Origin of the sequence: Methanoregula sp. (assembly GCF_002835825.1) — an archaeon.
In the GTDB taxonomy this organism is placed as follows: Archaea; Halobacteriota; Methanomicrobia; order Methanomicrobiales; family Methanospirillaceae; genus Methanoregula.
Map to the genome: position 1 here is coordinate 1 of NZ_PIZH01000394.1, position 1,910 is coordinate 1,910.

General features: G+C 57.3%; 3 protein-coding genes. All 3 read left to right on the forward strand.

Annotation, left to right across the window (positions count from 1 at the left end; genetic code table 11):
- A partial coding sequence (locus tag CW742_RS11450) for a phosphotransferase family protein (protein ID WP_292420505.1) occupies positions 1 to 362 on the forward strand: 362 nt, incomplete at its 5' end.
- Between the two features lie 90 nt (positions 363 to 452).
- Positions 453 to 959 carry a hypothetical protein gene (locus CW742_RS11455; RefSeq protein WP_292420506.1) on the forward strand — a complete coding sequence of 169 codons (507 nt, stop codon included), beginning with the start codon at positions 453 to 455 and terminating at the stop codon, positions 957 to 959.
- Positions 960 to 976: 17 nt separating this feature from the next.
- The coding region (locus CW742_RS11460) for a M20/M25/M40 family metallo-hydrolase (protein WP_292420507.1) at positions 977 to 1,910 on the forward strand (934 nt) is incomplete at its 3' end.

Below are 1,910 nucleotides of genomic sequence, written 5' to 3' on the forward strand. Positions count from 1 at the left end.
CAAGCCCCGCCCTGGCGACGGAAGAGAAGGACCGCCTGAAAAACCACCTCGCCCGGCTCCCGGACGGCTTTTCCATCGGCCACGGGGACTTCCACGGCGGAAACATCCTCTTTGACGGGAAGACCTACATCATCATCGACTGGGCCGAAGTGGCCTGCGGGGCTCCTGCCGGCGATGCCTGCCGGACCTACATGGACTACTACATGGGGAGCCATGAGATCGCCGATGCCTACCTGAAGAAATACTGTGCAGCATCGGGGCTTTCCCGCGAAGAGATCCTCGCGTGGCTCCCGGTTACCGCAGGGTCCATCTACGGGTTCATGACGGACGAATGGAAGAAGCAGATCCGGCACCTGTTCTGAATCGCTCCCTCCTCTTTCGTCTCCTCCCTTTTTATTCCGTCCTGATCACGAAGAGAACGTATTTACAATCCGGAACCGAACTTAGCGGATATGCCAGAAGAGAACGAATACCTCACCGTCCTCGATTACCTGTACGGGAAGTCGCTGATGCTGCAGGACACCTCGGGCTTCAATAAAGTCCTCTACTTCTACCTCATCGACTCCCTCGCCCACATCGATTACACAGCCGGGATCTACGCGTATAACTACGGCTCGCCAAAGAACATCATCGGCGCCGAGTACATGCGCTGGCGCGTTGACGAAGAGAAGAAAGGCGACCGGGCAAAGTTTCCTGGTTTTATCAACTGGCTCCGCGAAAACCATAATGAAAAGTTCTCTTCGCTCCCGTCCCTCTGGCAGATGATCTATGATACCGAGGACGAGGCAAGTTACCGGAGTTTCCGGATCGTGATCGACCCGGACAGCAAGAGCCCTCTCCCGGCGAACTTCTTCTACGCGGTCATCGATGAGTTTTTCGACGCCGAATTCTTAAAAAGCATCTATGCCGGCGCATCGCTTGACACGCTTTTCTCGACGTACTGCTCACAGAACCCATAAGAGCACAGGTTTTTTACATGCATGTCAGCCGCATCTGTTCGGATCTCGTGAAGATCAGGAGCGAGAACCCCCCCGGGACAACTGCCGACGTGATCGAATACATTCGTGGCTTTCTGGAAAATATCGGCATTCGTTCAGAGATCATCGGGACTGGGCAGGGCATGGACAACCTTGTTGCCATCCAGAAGAACGCCACGCTGATGCTCTGCGGCCATGTGGATGTTGTCCCGGCACCCGCTGACAACTGGGCCCGGCCACCCTTTTCCGGAGATATCGCGGAGGGATGTGTCTGGGGGCGGGGCGCAACGGACATGAAAGGCGGCTGTGCGTCGATCCTCTCCGCATGCGAGATCCTTGCCGAAGCCGGGAAAGCACAACCGGCAACCCTTTCCTTTGTATGCGATGAAGAGACCGGGGGCGTGAACGGGACACGTTTCCTCCTTGCAAAAAAAGTGCTTTCGCCCTGTGACTGTATCATTGCCGAGCCCACTCCTGCCCTGCACCCAAGCATCGGGCAGAAAGGACTCAGCCGTATGGAGATCGCCTTCTCCGGTATTCCGGCGCACGGATCGCTCTACCCTTCCGTTGGCCGGAGTGCCATCATGGAGGCAGTACCCTTCCTGGAATGGGTAAAGACCCTGTACAACCGCGAGTACCCGGTCGACGCCCCCCTGCAGGAGATCATCGATCGCTCGGCCGGGGTCCTGGCAAAAGAGTTCAGGATCGATGGTGTGAGCGATGTCCTGAAACGGCTGACCTTCAATCCCGGGACGATCCACGGGGGAGAGAAATCCAATGTCGTGGCAGAGCACTGCACTCTCGAACTCGAGATACGCGTGCCGTGGGGCTGCCCGATTCCGGAGACCATTGCCGAGATTCGTGCACATGCGGGTAATGCCGTCGTCACCCCCCAGGAAGCCTTCATCCCCACCATCACCGACCCGTCATCAC

Coding starts and splice junctions, on each gene's coding strand:
- CW742_RS11455 (WP_292420506.1), top strand. CDS start 453: ATGCCAGAAGAGAACGAATACCTCACCGTCCTCGATTACCTGTACGGG.